Consider the following 17,536-nt stretch of genomic DNA (forward strand, 5'->3'; position numbering starts at 1 on the left):
GCGCCAACGCTTCTGGCCGACAGCAACTCAGCCCCCGAACTTCTGGCGGTATTCCAGGGGCGTCAGCCCGGTCAGTTCCTTGAACATGCGGCGCATATTGGAATCGCTGCTGAAGCCCAGTTCCGCACTGATGGTACTGACCGGCACAGACGTGAACATCAGACGTTCGCTGGCCTGGTTCAGTTTGATGCAGCGGGCGTGCGCCGCAATCGAAACCCCTGTTTCGCTGCTGACTTTGCGCGCCAGCGTACGTTCGGACATGCCGAGTTGTTCCGCCAATCGCTGAACGGTGACCTGCTCAGCCGGCAACTGCTCAACCAGCGCATGCAGTTGGCGGAGCAATTTGCTGGATTGCTCGATCAGGCTCATCGACCGAAAGGCGCTATGCGGCTGAACAGGCCGGGGCAGCACCATCAGCTTGTTCAAGTCACGTAAGACATCGGGGCTGACATGCCGCTCTATCAGCTCCTGGGCAATAGGCAAGTAGCCATTAACGCCGGAAGCCGTGGCGGATTGCGCAGTGACGACGCAGTTGCGCTCGCTTTGCCACCTAACCTTTTCATAGCGCTTGAGCATTGCCTCGGCTAGCCACCAGGTCACGGTCGCAGCCTTGCCGTTCAAGCGTCCGCTCGCCGCCAGCAGGCAAACCCCAGTGCAGTAACTCCATAGTTGCAGCTTCCTTGAGCAGGTTGCCAATGCGCAGACGAGGTCTGCATTCGCGGCGACAGTATCAACGACCTGCTGCGGTGATTCGGCCCAAAAACCTGGGACCAATATTGCGTCGAGGTTGGCGTGATCCAGCGATTCGGCAGCCTGCAAGGACACCCCTTGGGTGTACTCGAAAGTGCCTGGCTGTAGCGCGACGAATTGCGTAGCGAAGAGCGTACGCCCTGCACGGCGATTAGCGGCCTGGAGCAGGTCGGCGAATGCGAACAAACCTGCAGGCATGCAACGCGGGAAAAGCAGCAAGCCCACTCGAAGCGGTTTGGTCATGGCAGAAAGCGAATCGATAATGTCTTAACCTGCCATTCTGTGCTTTATCCATCGCCGACACAATGGAGCCTCTTAACGGAGGCTTCGCCATGAAAATCCATCAACTACGCAACGCCACCATCATCGTGGAATTCGGCCCTAACCGGATTCTCATCGATCCAATGCTGGCGCCACAGAACGCCCTTCCTCCGCTGCGAATATTCGGCACGAGGCAACGCAACCCCTTGGTCGAATTGCCTGCGTCTACAGCGCCAGCACTTGAGTCCATCACCCACTGCTTGATCACCCATTGCCAGAAAGGCCATTTCGATCATCTCGATCGAGCGGCCAAAAGGTGGTTGCGCGACACCCAAGTGCCGGTCATCTGTACGCCGCACGATGCCAGCCATCTGGCCAAGCGCGGGTTGAATGTTAAACCTCTACCAGAAAACCATGGGCAGCCCAGCCCGTTCCTCGGAGGTCAGATCCGTACGGTCCGCTGTACCCATGGCCGCGGGCTGGTCGGAAAGCTCATGGAGCACGGTGTTGGCTATTTGATCGAAGCGCCGGGTGAGCCAAGTCTCTATCTGAGTGGCGATACGGTCCTTACGCCCGTCATTCGGGCGTTCATAGCGAACCATCGTCCACAGATATCTGTGGTACCTGCCGGTGGTGCAAGGTTCGATTTGGGTGGCGACATCATCATGGGCATCGATGACGTAATCGAGTTCACTCGCTTGGCAGCTAGCAAGGTGGTTGCCAATCATCTCGAAGCGCTCAGCCACTGCCCTGTGACGCGCGCCGCTCTAGCTTGTGCCGCAAAGGAGGCGGGAGTCGATTCCCAATTGTGCATTCCAAAGGATGGCGAGGTACTGGATTTCCCGGCAGCCATGTCGGCCGGGTGAGGCCCTGGCCTTTCTGGAATGACCGCACGGGTTGCCCCGCCTCACTGAAACTTCTTTTGCGGATTCGGCGAGTGAGAGGCAGGCTCGCAACCGCCCCCAAGACGGGCCCCTTGGGCCCGCCTGCATTGCCGGCTGAGATTTCCTGACCACAATATTTTCCGGGCGTTCGGGTCTAACCAGCCTCTTTTAATGCAAAGCTTTCTCATTTATATTCTGCGGCCTTTTGTGTCCATTACGGCTGTGCCGTAAGGCCAAGTCGTAGGGTCCATCTTGCAACTCGATCCGCTCAAGCCATCCCTGCTCGCCGAACTGGTCCGTCACTACGACGAACTGGTCGATCAGCTGCGTCGGCGCTTTGGCGATCGCGGCTTCGCCCATGAGGTGGTGCACGATGTCTGCGTGCAACTGCTGGAGGGGCCTGAGAAGCAGGCGGTGCGCTCGCCGCTGGCGCTGCTGCGCAAGATCGCCCATGACGTCGCCATCAACCGCTACCGCAGCGACACCCGGCGCCAGGCCTGGATAGTCTCGTTGCCTGAGCTGCCTGACACGCTCTGCCCGGCGGCGGCGCATGACCGCCAGTACGCCGCTCAGCGTGATCTGGAACGCTTGGTTGAGGCTATCGCCGCGCTGCCGAAGCGCTGCCAGCAGGTGTTCGTGATGCACAAGATTCACGAACTGCCGCACGCCGAGGTCGCCGCACGCTTGGGCATTTCCCGCAAAACCGTGGAAAAGCATCTGCGCCTGGGCCTGGCGGCGTGCCGGGCCAAGCTCCATTTTGAGGAGGACCGGGAATGACTTCAGGGCCGCGTCACGACGAGCAATACGCCCGGGAAGAAGAGGCCCTGGCCCGGCATCGGGAGGAGCTGCGCAAACGCTTTCCCCTCCCCGACCTGCCCAAGCCCGCCCAGCGCGTCCGCCACAAGGCTGCGCAGGCCCTGGCGATCCTGGCCTTAGTGGTTGGCGGGCTACTCTGGCTCGACCCGGCTTATCGCCACGAACAACTGACCAGCGCGGTTGGCGAACGCCGCGAAGTAACCCTCGCGGACGGCAGCCGGGTCACCCTGGATACCGCGACCGATCTGCAGATCAGCTGGCACCTGCGCTCGCGGCAAGTCCGCCTACAGCGTGGTCAGGCGCTGTTCGAAGTCAGCCCCGCCCGTTATCGACCCTTTCTGGTTGAGGCCGGCGCAACCCGCGTCCGCGTGGTCGGCACCGTGTTCGCGGTCAAGAACCTGGGCAGCGACGTGCAGGTCAGCGTCACGCGAGGCAAAGTTTCGGTACGCGGCAGTCAGGACTTCGCCAACGAGATCTTCCTCACCGGCGGCCAGCAGGTCCTGGCGCATGCCGGCCAACTCGGCGCGCCGACCACGGTCGACGCCAAGACGCAATTGGCCTGGAAGGACGGCAAGCTGATTTTCGCCCGCACGCCGCTGAAGCAAGCCCTTGGCGAAATCCAGCGCTACCGCCAGGCGCCGCTGCGCTTGATGAATGAGCCATTGGCCGAGGGGCAGTTGGCCGACCTGGAGATTTCCGGCGTATTCAACACCGCGCAGACCGACGCGTTCCTCGATCTGTTGCCGAGCATTCTGCCGGTCAAGTTGATCCGCGAGGCGAATGGCGCGGCGACCATCCAGGCGCGATAAGTCGAAAAAGTAGGTTTTCCAAAAAAAGTGCAAATCCCGGGTAGGGTTTTGCGCTCGTCGCAATGGCTACCTCCTTGAAGACCCATTTTCCCCAAGGAGTAGTTGAAGTGAATCACCCTTCCCGTCATGCCCGGCTGCGACTGTCCCTGCTGGCAACCGGCATGCTGCTGGCCTTCTCGTCCCATGCGCAAACGGACCGGGTGAACCTCGACCTTGCCGCCGAACCACTGGACCAGGCGCTCAACAGCCTGGCGCAACAGTCCGGCGTGCAAATCCTCTTCGCCAGCCAGATCGCCGCCGGCAAGCAAGCGCCGGCGCTCAAGGGCAGCTTCACCCCGCGTGAGGCGCTGGAGCGCCTGCTGGCGGCCAGCGGCCTGAGCGTCCAGACGCAAGGCGATGACACGTTTATCGTGATGCAGAACCCACCCGCCACCGCTCAACCCGACTCGGCCGCCGCACCGGACGACGCCATTGAGCTCGAGGAAGCGCTGGTCAGCGGCGACCGCATCCATAGCGACCTGATGAGCCCGACCCGGCAGATCACCGTAATCGAGCGGGAAGAGCTGAAACAGCTGCGCCAAGGCTCGGACAATCTGGCCGGCGTGCTCAGCAAGATCGTGCCGGGGATGGCCGATTCCAGCCGCACCATCACCGATTTCGGCCAAACCCTGCGCGGGCGCAACATGCTGGTGTTGGTCGACGGCGTGCCGCTGAACACCAACCGCGATTCGTCGCGCAATCTGTCCAATATCAATCCGGCCAACATCGAGCGGGTTGAAGTGTTGCGTGGCAGCAGTGCCATCTATGGCAGCGGCGCGCCCGGTGGCATCGTCTCGATCACCACCCGCCCGGCTGGCGGTGAAACGCGCGTGGAAACCAGTGTCATCGGCACCACGCCATTGACCCGGCTCGGCGATGCCGGTCTCGGTGCCGAGCTCAATCAGGCCTTTTCCGGCAGCCAAGGCCAGGTCGATTACGAATTCAACCTCGGCGGGCGGCGCATCGGCGCGTCGTACGATGCCCATGGCAATCGCATCGCTCCGGAGCCCAGCCAGGGCGATCTGTTCGACTCGAACATCTACAGCGTCGGCGGCAAGTTGGGCTTCCGGATCGATGAATTGCAGCGTCTGCAGTTCTCCGCCAGCCGTTACGATGCCCAGCAGGACACCGATTTTGCCGCCGACCCGGCGGTGAAGAAGTTCCCCGCAGGCTCGGTTCCAGCCCATGCCCTGAAGGGCCTGCAGCTCGACGAGCAAACCCGCCTGACCAACAACCTCTATGGCGTGGAATATCGCCATGAGGATCTGTGGGGCAGCGAACTGTCCACCCAGGCCTACTACCGCGACTATTTCACCCGCTTCAGCCCGTTCGATGCGCGCGCGGTTTCCACCCGCGGCGGCAACGTCGATCAGGTCAGCCAGAACTCCGAGGTCAAAGGCGGCCGCCTGACCATCACCACCCCGTTCGACAGCGAGCGCAACACCCGCTTGGTCTGGGGCGCGGATTACAACGAGGAGCGCAGCAACATGCCGCTCGATGTGTTCAATCCGGCGATCTACGACGCTAGCGGCACCCTGGTATACGAGAAGACCGGCTCGCTGACCTACATGCCATGGGTCACCACCAAGACCAGCGGCGCCTTCGGCCAGTTGCAGCACAAGTTCAACGAACAGTGGTCGGTGGAAGGCGGCATGCGCTACGACTATGCCACCGCCGCGTTCGACGATTTCCAACCGCTATCGCAATCGAAACTAGCCCAGCCGAAAACCGTCCAGGGCGGCGACGTTGATTACGACGCCACGCTGTACAACATCGGCGTGGTCTACTCGCCGGTTACCGGGCAGGAGCTCTACGCCTCGTTCAGCCAGGGTTTCGAACTGCCGGATATCGGCTTGCAGCTGCGTAACGCGACGGCCAGCTTCAACATCGACTCCTCCGATCTCGAGCCGGTCAAGACCGATAACTACGAACTCGGCTGGCGCGGGACGTTCAGCAACCTGCAAACCTCGCTGGCGGTATTTCAGTCACGCTCCAAACTCGGCGCCGTGCAGAGCTTCAACAATGGTTTGATCCTGACGCGCACCGAAGAACGCATCCATGGCGTGGAAGGCCAACTGGATTACTTCAGCGATGATTCGGTCTGGGGCACCGGCGCTACCTTCACCTGGATCAAAGGCCGGGAGAAGCCGCAAACCAGCAATGACTTCCAGGACATGACCGGCTATCGCATTCCGCCGCTGAAACTGACCGCCTACGTTTCCTACAGCCCGATCGCGGAATGGAACAACCGCCTGCAAGCCACCTACTTCGGCAACGAGGACTATCGCCTGGACGGCAAGACCAGCTTCGGCCGTCGCGAGGTCAGCACCTACACCACCGTCGACCTGATCAGCCGCTACGAGCTGGACGGGCAGAACAGCGTCACCGTCGGCATCCAGAACCTGTTCAACCGCTACTACTACCCGCAGTACAGCCAGCTACTGCGCAGCAGCGACAACACCAGCCACCTGCCGGCAGCGGGCACGGTGCTCAGCGTGGGTTACAACCACGACTGGTAAACAGCGCAGCCATGCCAACGGGCCCCGCGGGGCCCGTTTTTATTTCGCTGTCTAGGTGCTGAGAAATAGAGCGTTACCGCCAGTGCCGCTGCTCGTGCTGGATGATCTTGTGCTTGCGGCCGACCCCGAACGTCCAGCCGATGCCGAGCGCCAGCAGCTCCACCAGCCAGGCCAGCAGCAACGCACAGCCGAGGCCCCAGGCGATCGCCTGCGGCTGCAGGAGGATCTGGTAGTTGTAGCCCTGCCAGGTCTCAGTCAGCAGCTGGCGATCCGCCGTCACTGCCACATGCCAGGCCCGCGCATACCAGGGGCCCTGCATGGCCGACCATTCGCCCTCGAGCTGGGCGAAGCGCTCGACCAATTGGGCAACGCTCTGCGCGTCGCTTTGCATCACCGGATCGTCGCTGGCGCGGTAATGCGCCACCAGCGCATGCAGGTCGCCCTGGAAGAAGCGCTGCGCGGTTTCGCGGAAGCCTTGCAGGCTCCGCTCCGACTCCAGTCGATGGGCCTCGACGCGCTGGCCATAGTCGTTGATGAACCCCGGCACCTGCACGCCGACCAGCAGGCCCAAGGCGAACAGCACCAGACGCAGATAACTTCGCAGCATCATTTCTCCCGTCGCCCGGCACCACTCCGGGCTTGTCCGTCCATTCAGGTCCGTCCCTGCGCCACGCACTCGCCGCGCCGCCACAGACTCCATTCGCCCGGCTGGTAGATCGTCCAGCTCTCGTTGGCGGTCAGCGGCTCGGTGGCGAGCACGGTCACCACATCGTTGGGCGTGGTTTCCGCCTGGAAATCGACGATCACCTCGACATCCTTCAGGCGCGCCGGGCCGAACGGCGCGCGACGGGTGATCTGCGCCAGCTTGCTCGAGCAGAAGGCGAACAACCAGTCGCCGTTGCTGAGCAGGCAATTGAATACACCTGCGCTGCGGTAGTCGGCGCTGGCCCCGACCAGGATCGGCAGCAGGCTTTCCACCGCCACCGGCTCGGGAAAAGCCGCGCGCACCCGGTTGAGCAGGTCGCAGAACGCCGCCTCGCTGTCGGTGTCACCCACCGGCCGATAGAACCCCGGCGCCGGCTGGAAATCCGCCAGCTGGCCGTTGTGCGCGAAACACCAGTTGCGCCCCCAGAGTTCGCGCACGAACGGATGGGTATTGGCCAGGCAGACGCGGCCGACATTGGCCTGGCGGATATGGCCGATCACCGTTTCGCTCTTGATCGGATAGCGCTGCACCAGCTTGGCCACCTCCGACTCGACGCTCGCCGCCGGCTCCTGGAACAGGCGCAGGCCACGCCCTTCGTAGAAGGCGATGCCCCAACCATCGCGGTGCGGCCCGGTGCCGCCGCCGCGCTGCATCAGGCCGGTGAAGCTGAAGACGATATCGGTCGGCACATTGGCGCTCATGCCCAACAATTCGCACATGGCTCAGAGTTCTCGCTGCAAAGCGTGGCGTAACAGCTCGGCTTCCCGCGTCAGGCGCGCCTGCAGGGCCTGACGACCGAACGGCAGGAAACGGCTCACGATGCGCCAGGCCAGCGCCGGCAAATCCCCCGGCCGGCGTGGGATCAGGTGCAGATGCAGGTGCGGCACATGCTGATTGGCCACCGGGCCGTCATTGATCAGCAGGTTGATGCCGCGGGCACCATAACCGCAAGCCCGCAGCGTGCGGCTCAGGCGCTCGGCCAGGGCCAGCAGGCGCTCGCGGGCGGCGGCGGACAGGTCACTGAGAAACGGCGCATGCTCACGGCTGATCACCAGCACATGGGCCGGGCGCAGCGGATAGATATCGAGGATGACCTGAAAATGCTCATCTTCGTACAACCGATGAGCCGGCAGCTGACCGCTGCCGATGGCGCAAAACACGCAGTTCATGGAGGGTTCCTTGAGCGGGATGGTCCATGCTGCAGGGCCGCCCCTCAGGGTGCAAGCCTACAACCGCGGTTCGATGCGCAAGCGCCGCTCGCCGTTGCTGTCCAGGCGGGTGTCGGCCTGCGGCGCCGCTTCGCGCGTCTGCACTTCGCGCAGAGTCGGTTCGTCTGCGGCCGGCGGCGCCGTCTTGGCGGCCTGGCGCTCCTTCCACCAACGCTCCACTGGCCAACGCAGGGCGACGAACAGCAGATAGACGGTGAAGGCGAGCATGCCGTACATGGCCAGGTCGGCCACCGCATGCCAGGCGTTGTTGCCGACCTTGAACAGCAGATCGAGGGCGGTCACCGCGATGGACGGGGCGAACAGCTCCTTGCCTGGGTCGACAATGGTCGGCGAGAACAGCAGCACCGCCACCAGCAGGCGCAGCGGCTCACGCAGATAGCGCCACATCCAGCCCGTCAGACGGCACCACACCAATAGACAGCCGAGCGCGGCGATGGCATAGCCGCCCCAGGCAAGCAGATAGTCGTTCTCGGTCATGGCTGTCCATGGCTGGGCTGGCAAAAGGGCGCTTATCATAACGGCTTTTCGCCGCCCCGGCGCCCCTGCCGTCCGCCGCAGCCAAGGAGCAACCCATGTCGCAAGCCCCCATCGCCCGTCTCGAGCCAGGTGCCGATCCCTACCGTTGGCTGGAAAACCGCGACGCGCCGGAAGTGCTCGACTACCTCAAGGCCGAGAACGCCTACCTCGATGCCGAACTGGCCGAGCAAGCCGAGCTGCGCGAGACGCTGTACCAGGAAATCAAGGCGCGCATCCGCGAGACCGACCTGTCGCTGCCGACGCCCTGGGGCCCGTGGCTGTACTACACGCGCACCGTCGCCGGCGACGAATACCCGCGGCACTACCGCTGCCCGCGCCCGGCGGACGACTCCCTGAGCGTGGATGAGAGCGCCGAACAGCTGCTGCTCGACCCCAATGCCCTGGCCAAGGGCGGCTATCTGGCCCTCGGCGCCTTCAGCATCAGCCAGGACCACGGCAAGCTGGCCTACAGCCTGGACACCAGCGGCGACGAGACCTACCAGCTGTTCGTCAAGGACCTGGCCAGCGGCGCCATCACCGCCCTGCCCTTCGCCGACTGCGACGGCAGCCTGACCTGGGCCAACGACAGCCAGACCCTGTTCTTCGGCGAACTGGACGACACCCACCGGCCGCACAAGCTGTATCGCCACCGCCTGGGCACGGCGACGGCCGAGCAAGTGTTCCACGAGGACGACGGCCGCTTCTTCCTCAACTGCTACCGCTCCAGCTCCGAGCGCCAGCTGATCCTGCTGCTCAACAGCAAGACCACCAGCGAGGTCTGGGTGCTGGATGCCGACCAGCCCGCGGGCGCCTTCCAGTGCCTGGCAACCCGCGAGGAAGGCCACGAGTACTACGCCGACCACGGCCAGCTGGACGGCGCCTGGGCCTGGCTGGTCCGCAGCAATCAGAGCGGCATCAACTTCGCCCTCTATCAGGCTGCCGACAGCGCGCCGCAGCGCCCGCACTGGCAGGAACTGATCGCCCACGACCCGGCGCTGATGCTCGAAGGCGTCAGCCTCAACCAGCAGGCCATTGTCCTCAGCTTGCGCGAAGGGGGCCTGCCGATCGTCGAAGTGCGCGCCCAGGGCCAGGCGCCGGCCCGCGTGCAACTGCCGGATGCGGCCTACAGCCTGTACGTGCAGGACAATCTGGAGTTCCACAGCCCGGTGATCCGCCTGCGCTACGAGGCGCTCAACCGCCCGGCGCAGATCCGCCAGCTGGACCTCGCCAGCGGCGCGCAGAAGGTATTGAAGGAAACCCCGGTGGAAGGCCCGTTCGACGCCGACGCCTACGAGAGCCGGCGCCTGTGGGCGACCGCCGTGGACGGTACGCAGGTGCCGATCAGCCTGGTCGGCCGCCGCGAGGTGCTCGCCGCCGGCCAGCCGGCGCCGCTCTATCTCTATGGCTACGGCGCCTATGGCGAGAGCCTCGACCCCTGGTTCTCGCACGCGCGCCTGAGCCTGTTGGAGCGCGGCTTCGTCTTCGCCATCGCCCATGTGCGCGGCGGCGGCGAGTTGGGCGAAGCCTGGTACCGTGCCGGCAAGCTGGCCTACAAGCAGAACAGCTTCAACGACTTCATCGCCTGCGCCGAGCACCTGATCGCCGACGGCTACACCACGGCCGGCCAATTAGCCATCAGCGGCGGCAGCGCCGGCGGCCTGCTGATCGGCGCGGTGCTCAACCAGCGCCCGGAGCTGTTCGCCGCGGCCATCGCCGAGGTGCCCTTCGTCGACGTGCTCAACACCATGCAGAATCCCGAGCTGCCGCTGACCGTCACCGAATACGACGAATGGGGTGACCCCAGCGATCCGGCGGTGCATGCCCGTATCCACAGCTACGCGCCCTACGAAAACGTCCGCGCCCAGTGCTACCCGGCGCTGCTCGCGGTGGCCGGCTACAACGACAGCCGCGTGCAGTACTGGGAAGCGGCGAAATGGGTGGCCAAGCTGCGCGCGACCAAGACCGACAGCAACCTGCTGCTGCTCAAGACCGACCTCGGTGCCGGCCACGGCGGCATGAGCGGGCGTTATCAGGCGCTCAAGGATGTGGCGCTGGAATACGCCTTCCTGCTCAAGGTGTTGGGCTGAGGCGGCACGAAACGGCACGCCCAGATGCGAGCCTGGAACTCCGTAGGATGGGTTGAGCTATGCGATACCCATCTTCCGGCGCCACCCAGCGGTTCATTCTCGACACAAAACTCTTCGCGGCCCGACCTACCGCGCGTTGGGTATCGCTACGCTCAACGCCAACCTACAGCTGCTACGAACTGAATCACTCCCACACGCGTCGCGCCTTGGCCTTTGGCGGGCGCTCGGGCTCGGCACCCTCGAGGTTGCGCTGGCGCTGCTCCTGCAACAGCGGCAAATCCTGATCCCTGGACGGCGGCGGCACCGCCGCCGGCGGGCGGATGTCGCCGTTGTTGAGCAGCGGCGGCTGGCGCGGCGACACGCTCGGCACGTCGTACGGCACGACCTGCTGATAGGGCGTCGGGGTTGGCGTGCCGGGCGAGCCCGGCGGCGTGGCACTGGGCATCGGCAACATCGGCCCGGCGGCCATGGCAGCGCTGGCCGCCAGAGCGCTCAGGCCCAGTAGTCTGGTGTAGAAGGCGTGCATGCTTGGCCTCCGTGGAAAGCCGGCATCCCTGCTATTGGGCAGCCCCTGTGCTTGCCCGGCAGGTAGCCGCATCGAGCGGCTGCTCTCGGGTTAGACTACGCCGCCTCATGCCAGCACCGCCAGCCGTCCTCGCCCTTTCGCCCCGCCACCACGAGATCACCATGAAGCAGCGCTTTGTCTTGCTCGACACCGCCCCGATTCCCAATGACGGTGGCGCCCTGTGCCTGTTCGAATACGGCCCGGATTTCGTCATCAAGATCCAGGGCGGCGACGGTGGTCAGTTGATGAACACCCGCATGCACGGCTCGGAAGACGCGCTGGCGGCTATCCCCTGCCAGCGCATCGCGCAACGCCCGCAGCCGCGCGTGTTGATCGGCGGCCTGGGCATGGGCTTCACCCTCGCCTCGGCGCTCAAGCATCTGGGCGGCGACGCCCGGGTGGTGGTCGCCGAACTGGTGCCCGGGGTGATCGAATGGAACCGCGGCGCCCTCGGCGCCAAGGCCGGACGACCGCTCGACGACCCGCGCGCCGAGGTGCGCTGCCTCGATGTGACCGAGGCGCTGCGCGCCGAGCCACAAGGTTTCGACGCGATCATGCTGGATGTCGACAACGGCCCCGAAGGGCTGACCCAGCACAGCAACGATTGGCTGTATTCGCCGGCGGGCCTGCAGGCCTGCCGGCAAGCGCTGCGCCCCCAGGGCGTGCTCGCGGTCTGGTCGGCCAGCGTCGAGCACGGCTTCTGCGCCAGGCTGCGCAAAGCGGGCTTCAAGGCCGAGGAGCACCAGGTCTACGCCCATGGCAATCGCGGCACCCGGCATACCATCTGGATCGCCGAGAAGCTCAAGGCCTAAACTGAAGGCAACATTAGTATTCCGGCAGGTGCCCGCATGAGCCTCGACAAAACCTCCAACCAGTCCCTAGCGGAAGCTCAGCGCCGGCGCGAAGAAGGCTATCGCGAGAAAGCGCTGAAGATGTACCCCTGGGTCTGCGGCCGCTGCGGCCGCGAGTTCTCCGGCAAGCGCCTGAGCGAGCTGACCGTGCATCACCGCGATCACAACCACGACAACAACCCGCCAGACGGCTCCAACTGGGAGCTGTTGTGCCTCTATTGCCACGACAACGAACACGCTCGCTACACCGACCAGCAGTACTTCGCCGAGGGCTCGACGGCCACACCGCAGGCGCCGAAGACCACGTTCAAGGCCTTCGGCGGCCTGGCCGAGCTGCTCAAGCAAAAGGACGAGGCCGATTGACCACGCATTCCGGCTGAACGCCCGCGCGGCGGCGCGGTCCCTGATAAGACAGGGACACTCCGGAGAATTCGTCATGATCGACAGCATCGACCTGACCCGCATGATCGAGTCGCAGAACGTACATGGCTTGGAGCGCGCCGCGTCATTGGCCGGCGGCTTGCTGCTGGTGGCCAAGGGGTTGCGCCGCGGCGGCGTAATCGGCCTGCTCGAACTCGTGGTCGGTGGGGCGGCGCTGGCCCGTGGGGTGACCGGACACTGCCCGGCCAAACACTACCTCGCGGAAACCCGCGCCGAACTGGAGCAGATCCGTGGCGGGCTGGATGCCGCCGGCAAACGCCTGGCCGAGCTAGGCAAAGCCGCCAAGGTCTGAGCGCAGCCCCTTCCCCAAACCTTTCTTGCCCATATGACGACGTAGCCCGGATGCAATCCGGGCTACGAAATGTCACGTTGTAGGATGGGTCGGGATACCCAGCACATCGGCTCGATGGGTATCGGCGCTGCGCGCCTCGCCCCATCCTACGGAGCGCTCAGCCCAGCCCTTCCCTTGCGGGGCAAGGGAATACATGCGCTACGTCCCGTTCCTCACAACCCCGCCTTCAGCCGGCTGAAGGCGCGGGTCAGCGCACGATTGAAGGCCCGTTCGTTGTCGTTCTTGGTGTACAGCCCGGCACGCACCGTCGCCGGCGGATAGGTACCGGGATCGGCGAGGATCGCCGGTTCCACGCTGGCATCCGCCGCCGGCACCGCGTTGGCGTAGTAGATGCTGTTGGTGATTGCGCCGATCACTTCCGGGCGCATCAGATAGTCCATCAGCGCCAATGCCGCCTGCGGGTGCGGCGCATCGCGCGGGATGACCATGGCATCGAACCAGATCAGGCTGCCCTCGCGCGGGATGCTGTAGTGCAGGTCGTACGGCTTGCGGGCTTGCTGCGCCTGGCCGGCGGCGATCGCCACGTTGCCGTTCCAGGACATCGCCAGGCAGGTGTTGCCGTTGGCCAGGTCGATGATGTTGCGGTCGTTGTCGAAGTAGCGGATGTACGGCCGCACCTTGGCCAAATGGGCCTCGGCCCGCTTGAGGTCGTCGAGGTTCTGCCGGTTGATGTCCAGGCCCAGGTAGCGCATGGCGGCGGCGAACACCTCGTTGGGATCGTTGAGGAAACTCACCCCGCAGTCGGCGAAGCGCGACACCACCGCCGGGTCGAGCAACATGGCCCAGCTGTCCAGTGGCGCGTCGGCCATGCGTGCCTTGATCGCCTGCGTCTGATAACCCAAGCCCGTGGTGCCCCAGACGTACAGGCCGGCGTAGCGGTTGCCCGGATCGAAGGCCGCCATATGCCCGGTGAATTCCGGGGCCAGGCCCTGAAAATGCGGCAACTGGCGCTTGTCCAGCGGTTGCAACGCACCGCTGGCGATGGCGCGGGTCAGGTGCTGGCCGGCGGTCAGCACCAGGTCGTAGCCGCTGCGCCCGGTGAGCAGCTTGGTCTCCACTGTTTCCAGCGAGTCGAAATGGTCGACCACCACCTTGATCCCGGTACGCGCCTCGAAGCTGGACAGGGTGTCCGGCGCCAGGTACTCGTTCCAGATATACAGGTTGACCTGTTTCCCCGGCTCGGCCGCCAGCGCATTCGCGCAGGCGGCCAGGCCTAGGGCCAGCAGGGTTGCGTGCAGTTTCATCGGGGCCTCCTAGGCGCGCTTGGGCGCGGCGTATTGCGGCATGGTGATGCAGGCGACGTTGCCGCCACCGAGGAGGATCTCCCGCGAATTCTCGATACCGATGATGCGCTGCTGCGGGAACAACTCGGCCAGGGTGGCCTGGGCCACGCGGTCGTTGGGGTCGTCGAACAGCGGCACGACGATCGCCGAGTTGCCGGCGTAGTAGTTGATATAGGACGCGCAGATCTGCGTGCCGGCCTGGCGCAGGTGGGTGCCGTCGTTCTGGTCCAACCCTTCGGCCTCCGCCGCCGTCCACTCCAGCACCCGCGGTTGCGGTAGCTTGTGCACCTGCAGCTCGCGGCCCTGGACGTCGCGGGTACTGCGCAGGATGTCGTAGGCCTCCTGGTAGATTTCCCACTGCGGGTCGCTGCGGTCGTCGGTCCACTGCTGCACCACCACGCCGGGGCGAACGAAACAAGCCAGGTCGTCGATATGGCCGTCGGTTTCGTCGAACTTGCAGCCGCGTGGCAGCCAGATCACCTGCTCGGCACCCAGGTAGTCGCCGAGCCGGCGGGTCATCTCGGCCTTGCCCAGGTGGGCGTTTCGGTTGCGGTTGAGCAGGCACTGCTCGGTGGTCAGCAGGGTACGCTGGCCGTCGGTCTGGATGCCGCCCATCTCGGCGATGAAGGACGCGCGGTAGCGGTCGAAGCCTTCGATCTCGAGGATCTTCTGGGCGATCTGGTCGTCCTTGTCCCAGGGGTAGTAGAGGCCGCCATCCAGGCCGCCGTAGGCGTTGAACTCGAAGTCCACGCCGCGCACTTCGCCGCTCTCGTCATTGACCAGGAAGGCCGGGCCGCTGTCGCGGAACCAGGTGTCGTTGCAGCTCATCTCCACCACCCGCACATGGGCCGGCAGCTGGCGACGGGCGTTGGCGTACTGGCTGGCCGAGGCGCACACGGTGGCCGGCTCGCTGCTGGCGATGGCGCTGACGATCTCGACCCAGACCTTCTGTGCCGGTTTGGCGCCATTGCGCCAGACGTCCGTGCGCTCCGGCCAGCCGAGCCAGCAACCGGCCTTGGGTTCGAATTCGCCGGGTAGGCGGAAGCCGTCGGCTTTGGGAAGAGAGGTCAGGGAACGGGCCATTGCGGGATACTCGTCTGTGGCTGAGGAATAGCCCGACAGTACCCGTGGCTGAGCGCCCGCGACCAATGACCATTATCGCGGGACTGGTGAATTCAACTCACAGGTCGACCAGCTGATCAGTGAACCACTCGATAAACTGCGCCACCGCCGGCTTGTCCAGGCGCAGCCGCTCGCAGACCAGCGCGTACTGCCCGAGCGACGCCACGCTGGCGGCGAACGGCCGTACCAGGCGACCGCTGGCGAGGTCCTCGGCACTGGTCAGGTTGTCACCGATGGCCACCCCCTGGCCTTGCGCCGCCGCTTCCAGGGTCAGCCCGGCATGGCCGAGATAGAGATGGCGCGTCGGCTGGATATCGCCGGCATGGGTGGTCAGCCAGGCGGTCCAGGTCTTGCCGTCCTGGTCGTCGTGCAGCAGGCAGTGGCGGGCCAGGTCGCGCGGATGCTTGAGCGGCGACTGGTTGAACAGCCCCGGACTGCACACCGGAAAGAACAGCAGGGTCGGCAACGGCCGCACGAAGTAGGCGCTGGCATCCGCCGGGCCGGTGCCATAGGTGATCGCCAGGTCGATCTCCTCGCCGGGCAGGGTCGCTTCCAGCGGCTGATCGTAGAGGTGCAGGGTGATCTGCGGATGGCGTTCGGTGAAATCAGCCAGACGGCCGACCAGCCATTTCTGCGCCAGCTCGGCGGTCACCGCGACGCGCAGCTGTGCCTGCGAGCCGGGGTCGCGCAGTTCGTCGCAGGCCTCACCGATCAGTTCGAAGGCCTGCTGCAGGCTGTGCAGCAGCCGCCGCGCCTGCGGGGTCGGGCGCACCTGACGGCCGACGCGGACGAACAGCGGCGTGCCGAGCTGCTCCTCGAGTTGGCGAATTTGATGGCTGACCGCGCTGTCGGTGACACACAGCTCGGCGGCGGCGCGGCCGAAATGGGCGTGGCGTGCGGCGCACTCGAAGGTGCGCAGGGCGGTGAGGGACGGCAGACGGCGCATGCGCTGCTACTTCAGCAGGGGCGTGTCGAGCACCTTGGATGGCCCGCCGATGAGGTTTTCGCTGATCTCGATAAAGTCCTTGGTGCTGGCCTTGTCCAGACGCATCAGGCCGCGGGCGACATCGTCCAGCGAATAACGCTTCTGGCTGCGCTGGCGAATCTCGCGATCCAACTCCTGCAGCAGCAGCACGGCGCGGGCGGTGACCGGACCGCTGGCCTGCTCGCCACGCAGGCTGTCGACCTTGCGGCTCCACTTGCTCAGCTTGTCGCGCACTTCCTGGTAGCGGCCCTCGGTCATGCCGCCGGCACGGCGCACCAGCTCGATCGCGTAGTACTCGGCCAGGCCTTCGCTGATCCAGTCGCTGCGGTCGGTATCGCGGATGCGGCTGAACACATGGACCAGTTCATGCACCAGTGAGCTGGTGCCGTTCTCGCTGACCAGCGGGCGGTCGGTGTGCATGAACAGCGAGTTGGGTGCGGACAGGCCGCCGCGCCACATCGGGTTGCCGGCGCCGACCACCAGCAATTTGTCCGGGTCGCGCGGGAACACCGCCTGGACCTGCGGCCAGACGAAGGTCAGCAGGGTCAGCACATCCATGCGCCGCATGCCTTCGCCGAGCGGCGCGGCGACAGTGACATCGGTCTCGCCGAGACGGGTGCGCCGGGAGCCGATCTTGCCGGCGAGAATCCAGCCGGTGGGGCGGTCGAGCAGACGCGCCGGGTTGTCGATGCGAAAACGGTTCTTGCCGATCCGCGGCCAGCCGGTTTCCACGCTCTTCCAGCCTTCGGGCAGCTCGAACTGCAGGCGCGCGACCAGCTGCACACCGTCCTGTTGCCGCAACTGGGCGCTGGGTACCAGATCATCACCGCGCAGCAGCGCCCAATCCTTGGTCATCCGCGCATCGAAGCTGCCGGACTGGCGCGGATGGCTGATTTTCACCCGATAGCTGAGGCTGCTCTCGCCTTTGCCCGGGCGCCAGGTGCCCTGCTGATCGGTCCCGGCCTGCCATTCGCCGTCGGCCTTGAAGTCGCTGTAATAACCCTTGTCACCGAGGTCGAAACGCAGGCTCTGCACCACCTGCCCTTCCTCCAGAGTCAGGCGCACCTCGGCCTGATCGCTCTCCGGCAGAAAACGCACGTGGTAATCCAGATCGACCTTCTTCGCCGCCCAGGCCGGCGAACTCAGCGCCAGCAGCACGACAGAGCACAGATTCAGACGCAGCGACACGATGACTACTCCTTGGCGGGACAGGTCCACAAAAACGGGCGGCACATGATGCCAGAGCCACGCCGGCGCATCTGCCGGCAGACTGCCAGCACGCCGGCCGGGAAGCGGGCTCGCAGGCTGGTGGAAAACGTAG

18 protein-coding genes are annotated in these 17,536 nt (G+C 65.1%); 8 read left to right on the plus strand and 10 right to left on the minus strand.

What is annotated here, in order from left to right:
* Positions 1 to 27: 27 nt before the first annotated feature.
* Positions 28 to 993, minus strand: coding sequence for a GlxA family transcriptional regulator (locus D3880_RS15425; protein ID WP_119894316.1), 966 nt, complete (start codon positions 991 to 993; stop codon positions 28 to 30).
* 89 nt (positions 994 to 1,082) lie between these two features.
* Between D3880_RS15425 and D3880_RS15430 the strand changes: the two genes are divergently transcribed.
* The 4 genes from D3880_RS15430 to D3880_RS15445 all read left to right on the plus strand — a co-directional run bounded on the left by D3880_RS15430 (position 1,083) and on the right by D3880_RS15445 (position 6,078).
* Positions 1,083 to 1,877: an MBL fold metallo-hydrolase gene (locus D3880_RS15430; protein WP_119894317.1), complete on the plus strand. Its 795-nt coding sequence runs from the start codon at positions 1,083 to 1,085 to the stop codon at positions 1,875 to 1,877.
* A gap of 270 nt (positions 1,878 to 2,147) precedes the next feature.
* Positions 2,148 to 2,672, plus strand: a complete 525-nt coding sequence (locus D3880_RS15435) for an RNA polymerase sigma factor (protein WP_119894318.1) — start codon at positions 2,148 to 2,150, stop codon at positions 2,670 to 2,672.
* Positions 2,669 to 3,520 (plus strand): FecR family protein, encoded by an 852-nt coding sequence (locus tag D3880_RS15440; RefSeq protein WP_119894319.1) that lies wholly within the window; start codon positions 2,669 to 2,671, stop codon positions 3,518 to 3,520. Before D3880_RS15435 ends, D3880_RS15440 begins: the two co-directional genes overlap by 4 nt.
* A 107-nt stretch (positions 3,521 to 3,627) precedes the next feature.
* Positions 3,628 to 6,078 (plus strand): TonB-dependent receptor, encoded by a 2,451-nt coding sequence (locus D3880_RS15445; RefSeq protein ID WP_420800833.1) that lies wholly within the window; start codon positions 3,628 to 3,630, stop codon positions 6,076 to 6,078.
* A 73-nt stretch (positions 6,079 to 6,151) separates the two neighbouring features.
* Here the strand turns inward: D3880_RS15445 and D3880_RS15450 are convergent, their stop codons facing one another.
* From D3880_RS15450 to D3880_RS15465, 4 genes are read right to left on the minus strand one after another with little or no spacing between them, the layout of a single operon-like run.
* Complete coding sequence (locus tag D3880_RS15450) at positions 6,152 to 6,685, minus strand: DUF2937 family protein (RefSeq protein ID WP_119894321.1); 534 nt, start codon at positions 6,683 to 6,685, stop codon at positions 6,152 to 6,154.
* A gap of 44 nt (positions 6,686 to 6,729) precedes the next feature.
* Positions 6,730 to 7,503: a class II glutamine amidotransferase gene (locus D3880_RS15455; protein WP_119894322.1), complete on the minus strand. Its 774-nt coding sequence runs from the start codon at positions 7,501 to 7,503 to the stop codon at positions 6,730 to 6,732.
* Positions 7,504 to 7,506: 3 nt separating this feature from the next.
* On the minus strand, positions 7,507 to 7,953 hold the full coding sequence (locus D3880_RS15460; RefSeq protein WP_119894323.1) for an HIT family protein: 447 nt from the start codon (positions 7,951 to 7,953) through the stop codon (positions 7,507 to 7,509).
* A gap of 57 nt (positions 7,954 to 8,010) precedes the next feature.
* Positions 8,011 to 8,490, minus strand: coding sequence for an MFS transporter (locus D3880_RS15465; RefSeq protein ID WP_119894324.1), 480 nt, complete (start codon positions 8,488 to 8,490; stop codon positions 8,011 to 8,013).
* Between the two features lie 95 nt (positions 8,491 to 8,585).
* On the opposite strand from D3880_RS15465, the gene D3880_RS15470 reads away from it, so the two are divergent.
* Entirely contained in the window at positions 8,586 to 10,616 is a 2,031-nt protein-coding gene (locus tag D3880_RS15470; RefSeq protein WP_119894325.1) for a S9 family peptidase, read from the plus strand.
* 184 nt (positions 10,617 to 10,800) lie between these two features.
* Here the strand turns inward: D3880_RS15470 and D3880_RS15475 are convergent, their stop codons facing one another.
* Positions 10,801 to 11,142, minus strand: coding sequence for a hypothetical protein (locus D3880_RS15475; protein ID WP_119894326.1), 342 nt, complete (start codon positions 11,140 to 11,142; stop codon positions 10,801 to 10,803).
* Between the two features lie 161 nt (positions 11,143 to 11,303).
* Here D3880_RS15475 and D3880_RS15480 point away from each other — a divergent pair, with 161 nt between their 5' ends.
* The 3 genes from D3880_RS15480 (at position 11,304) to D3880_RS15490 (ending at position 12,765) form a co-directional block, all read left to right on the plus strand.
* Positions 11,304 to 11,993 carry a spermidine synthase gene (locus tag D3880_RS15480; RefSeq protein WP_119894327.1) on the plus strand — a complete coding sequence of 230 codons (690 nt, stop codon included), beginning with the start codon at positions 11,304 to 11,306 and terminating at the stop codon, positions 11,991 to 11,993.
* Positions 11,994 to 12,029: 36 nt separating this feature from the next.
* Positions 12,030 to 12,395 (plus strand): YajD family HNH nuclease, encoded by a 366-nt coding sequence (locus tag D3880_RS15485; protein WP_119894328.1) that lies wholly within the window; start codon positions 12,030 to 12,032, stop codon positions 12,393 to 12,395.
* 73 nt (positions 12,396 to 12,468) lie between these two features.
* Positions 12,469 to 12,765 carry a YgaP family membrane protein gene (locus D3880_RS15490; protein ID WP_162935010.1) on the plus strand — a complete coding sequence of 99 codons (297 nt, stop codon included), beginning with the start codon at positions 12,469 to 12,471 and terminating at the stop codon, positions 12,763 to 12,765.
* 212 nt (positions 12,766 to 12,977) lie between these two features.
* Here the strand turns inward: D3880_RS15490 and D3880_RS15495 are convergent, their stop codons facing one another.
* From D3880_RS15495 to D3880_RS15510, 4 genes are all read right to left on the minus strand, one after another.
* Positions 12,978 to 14,069, minus strand: coding sequence for an extracellular solute-binding protein (locus D3880_RS15495; protein WP_119894329.1), 1,092 nt, complete (start codon positions 14,067 to 14,069; stop codon positions 12,978 to 12,980).
* Between the two features lie 9 nt (positions 14,070 to 14,078).
* On the minus strand, positions 14,079 to 15,191 hold the full coding sequence (gene aguA, locus D3880_RS15500) for an agmatine deiminase (protein WP_119894330.1): 1,113 nt from the start codon (positions 15,189 to 15,191) through the stop codon (positions 14,079 to 14,081).
* A gap of 97 nt (positions 15,192 to 15,288) precedes the next feature.
* Positions 15,289 to 16,176 (minus strand): LysR substrate-binding domain-containing protein, encoded by an 888-nt coding sequence (locus D3880_RS15505; protein ID WP_119894331.1) that lies wholly within the window; start codon positions 16,174 to 16,176, stop codon positions 15,289 to 15,291.
* A 6-nt stretch (positions 16,177 to 16,182) separates the two neighbouring features.
* Complete coding sequence (locus D3880_RS15510; RefSeq protein WP_420800834.1) at positions 16,183 to 17,403, minus strand: M61 metallopeptidase family protein; 1,221 nt, start codon at positions 17,401 to 17,403, stop codon at positions 16,183 to 16,185.
* Between the last annotated feature and the right edge of the window lie 133 nt (positions 17,404 to 17,536).

Origin of the sequence: Pseudomonas cavernae, assembly GCF_003595175.1 — a bacterium.
In the GTDB taxonomy this organism is placed as follows: domain Bacteria; phylum Pseudomonadota; class Gammaproteobacteria; order Pseudomonadales; family Pseudomonadaceae; genus Aquipseudomonas; species Aquipseudomonas cavernae.

Coding starts and splice junctions, on each gene's coding strand:
- D3880_RS15425 (WP_119894316.1), bottom strand. CDS start 993: ATGACCAAACCGCTTCGAGTGGGCTTGCTGCTTTTCCCGCGTTGCATG.
- D3880_RS15430 (WP_119894317.1), top strand. CDS start 1,083: ATGAAAATCCATCAACTACGCAACGCCACCATCATCGTGGAATTCGGC.
- D3880_RS15440 (WP_119894319.1), top strand. CDS start 2,669: ATGACTTCAGGGCCGCGTCACGACGAGCAATACGCCCGGGAAGAAGAG.
- D3880_RS15450 (WP_119894321.1), bottom strand. CDS start 6,685: ATGCTGCGAAGTTATCTGCGTCTGGTGCTGTTCGCCTTGGGCCTGCTG.
- D3880_RS15455 (WP_119894322.1), bottom strand. CDS start 7,503: ATGTGCGAATTGTTGGGCATGAGCGCCAATGTGCCGACCGATATCGTC.
- D3880_RS15460 (WP_119894323.1), bottom strand. CDS start 7,953: ATGAACTGCGTGTTTTGCGCCATCGGCAGCGGTCAGCTGCCGGCTCAT.
- D3880_RS15465 (WP_119894324.1), bottom strand. CDS start 8,490: ATGACCGAGAACGACTATCTGCTTGCCTGGGGCGGCTATGCCATCGCC.
- D3880_RS15470 (WP_119894325.1), top strand. CDS start 8,586: ATGTCGCAAGCCCCCATCGCCCGTCTCGAGCCAGGTGCCGATCCCTAC.
- D3880_RS15475 (WP_119894326.1), bottom strand. CDS start 11,142: ATGCACGCCTTCTACACCAGACTACTGGGCCTGAGCGCTCTGGCGGCC.
- D3880_RS15480 (WP_119894327.1), top strand. CDS start 11,304: ATGAAGCAGCGCTTTGTCTTGCTCGACACCGCCCCGATTCCCAATGAC.
- D3880_RS15485 (WP_119894328.1), top strand. CDS start 12,030: ATGAGCCTCGACAAAACCTCCAACCAGTCCCTAGCGGAAGCTCAGCGC.
- D3880_RS15490 (WP_162935010.1), top strand. CDS start 12,469: ATGATCGACAGCATCGACCTGACCCGCATGATCGAGTCGCAGAACGTA.
- D3880_RS15495 (WP_119894329.1), bottom strand. CDS start 14,069: ATGAAACTGCACGCAACCCTGCTGGCCCTAGGCCTGGCCGCCTGCGCG.
- aguA (WP_119894330.1), bottom strand. CDS start 15,191: ATGGCCCGTTCCCTGACCTCTCTTCCCAAAGCCGACGGCTTCCGCCTA.
- D3880_RS15505 (WP_119894331.1), bottom strand. CDS start 16,176: ATGCGCCGTCTGCCGTCCCTCACCGCCCTGCGCACCTTCGAGTGCGCC.